General features: G+C 70.6%; 2 protein-coding genes. Both read right to left on the bottom strand.

The window, feature by feature from the left end; translation table 11 throughout:
- Nucleotides 1-692 (bottom strand): tripartite tricarboxylate transporter substrate binding protein (locus DBR23_RS00705; RefSeq protein ID WP_108496981.1); only part of this gene is annotated, 692 nt, incomplete at its 3' end.
- A 55-nt stretch (nucleotides 693-747) separates the two neighbouring features.
- Entirely contained in the window at nucleotides 748-1,539 is a 792-nt protein-coding gene (locus DBR23_RS00700; protein ID WP_017404465.1) for an amidohydrolase family protein, read from the bottom strand.
- Nucleotides 1,540-1,686: the final 147 nt, after the last annotated feature.

The raw sequence follows: 1,686 nt of genomic DNA, 5'->3' as shown, positions 1-1,686 counted from the left end.
AGTGCACGGATCTTCCCGGACTGGATGTGCGGGACATTGGCGGCGATGCCGTCGAAGCTGACCTCGACGTCCCCCGAGAGCATTCCTTTGACGACCTCCGAGGCGCCGCGGTACGGCACCTGGACCAGCTTGATCCCGCTCTGCCGCGTGAACATCTCGCCTGCGAGCTGTGTGGACGTGGTGCTGGAGCCGTAGTTGATGCTGCCGGGCTGGGCCCGGGCGGCAGCCACCAGGTCGGCCACCGCCCTGAAGGGTGTCCGGTCGGTTGCGGTGAGCACCAGGGACTGGCGGGCGACGATCGAGATGGACGCGAAGTCCTTGATCGGATCGTAGGGCAGCCGCGAATACAGCGCCGGGTTCAGCGTGTAGGTCGAATCCAGGGGCATGAACAAGGTGTAGCCGTCGGGCGCGGCCCGGGCGGCCTCCTGCGCCGCGATCAGCGTGTTGGCCCCGCCCTTGTTGTCGACGACGACGGGCTGGCGCCACTTTTCGGACAGGCGTTGCGCGATCGCTCGGCCCAGCACGTCGGCGGGCCCACCGGCCGGGAAGGGCACGATCAGACGCACCGGCCTGGCGGGGAAGCTGGCCGCGGCCTGCGCCTGCGCAGCGGCGGGGAGGACCGGTAGCAGCAGCATCGGGACGAGCAGCGTGGCGCGCTGCGCCGCGCGGCGCAGCAGATGGAACATGGGCATGGGTGTCTCCTCTTTCTTTTGATCGCAGGGGGTCGGCGGCGCCGGGGCGGGCCGCTCAGAACCCGTACAACTGCTCGGGGTTGCGCACCAGGATCTGGTGGCGCTGTGCTCCGTCGGGCACCCAGGTCAGCATCTGGTCCAGCAGGTCCGTGGTGTTGGGCATCTCGCCCTTGAACGAGACGTGCGGCCAGTCGCTGGCCCATACCAGGCGGTCCGGCCGGGCGGCCAGCAGCGCCTGGACGTAGGGCACCATGTCCTCGTAGGGCGGAGGCAGCGCCGACATCCGGTAGCCGCAGGACAGCTTGACCCAGCACCGCCCCGTGTTCACCAGCCTCAGCAGCGCCTGGAAGCCAGGCTGCCCCACGCCGTCTCCCGGCCTGAGCGAGCCCATGTGGTCGATCACGACGTCGGTGGGCAGTTCGCGCAGGGTGGGCTCCATCTCGGCCAGCGGAGCTCGGCCCTGGTCATCCATGACGTGGAGCTGCACATGCCAACCCAGGCGGGCGATGCGCGCCGCCAGCGCGGGCATCTCGGCCAGCGGGACGGCACCTGCATGGCCGATGTTGTAGCGCACTCCCCGCACGCCGGCTTCGTGCAGGCGGTCCAGTTCGGCATCCTGCACCTCGGCCCGCAGCGCGACGATGACGCGCGCCGGCCGGCCCAGCTCGGCCACCGCCTCCAGGTGCCGCCGGTTGTCGGTGCCATAGCCGCTGGGCTGCACGAGCACCAGGCGCTCGACGCCCAGGGTGTCGTGCAGCGCGCGCAGCCGCGCCGGCAAGGCGTCGGGCACATCGAAGGCGCGCGTCGCGGCCACGGGATAGCGGTCGGCGGGGCCATAGACATGCACATGGCAATCCGCGGTCCCCGGCGGGCAGATCAGCCTGGGCTTGCGGGGAGCGGGATCGGGAGGCTGGCACAGCGGAATCTCCGCGGAAGCTCGCGCGCTCGTTGCAGGCGACGGGCCGCTCATTCGAAGATCCGATCCTCGTGCAGC

This window comes from Acidovorax sp. HMWF018, assembly GCF_003061035.1.
Taxonomy (GTDB): Bacteria; Pseudomonadota; Gammaproteobacteria; order Burkholderiales; family Burkholderiaceae_C; genus Acidovorax; species Acidovorax delafieldii.
The sequence above is the reverse complement of the archived record's forward strand: the minus strand, read 5'-3'. Positions and strand labels throughout refer to the sequence as shown.